The sequence below is a fragment of the Pseudomonas sp. HMSC076A11 genome, assembly GCF_001810205.1.
Classification (GTDB): domain Bacteria; phylum Pseudomonadota; class Gammaproteobacteria; order Pseudomonadales; family Pseudomonadaceae; genus Pseudomonas; species Pseudomonas aeruginosa.
This window is the reverse complement of the sequence record NZ_KV800266.1, coordinates 1-264: the sequence shown is the minus strand read 5'-3', so window position 1 is coordinate 264 and position 264 is coordinate 1. Positions and strand designations below refer to the sequence as shown.

1 tRNA gene is annotated in these 264 nt (G+C 60.2%); it reads right to left on the bottom strand.

Annotation, left to right across the window (positions count from 1 at the left end):
* Window positions 1-95 precede the first annotated feature (95 nt).
* Window positions 96-180: transfer RNA gene (locus tag HMPREF2716_RS02500), tRNA-Leu, on the bottom strand.
* Between the last annotated feature and the right edge of the window lie 84 nt (window positions 181-264).

The window sequence follows — 264 nt, the reverse complement described above, 5'->3', positions numbered from 1 at the left end:
CTGTGCTCTACCAACTGAGCTACGCCCACCATATCGTGAATCGTGCTGGACGTTCCGGCTTCAACCGCAGCGGCCGGACAAGCCGAGCCTGAAGGTGGTGCGGACGGAGAGACTCGAACTCTCACGCCTTGCGGCGCTGGAACCTAAATCCAGTGTGTCTACCAATTCCACCACGTCCGCGGGACACTGCTTGGAAATGAAAACGCCAGGCCCCGGGCCTGGCGCTTCGGAATATGGGGTGGACGATGGGAATCGAACCCACGA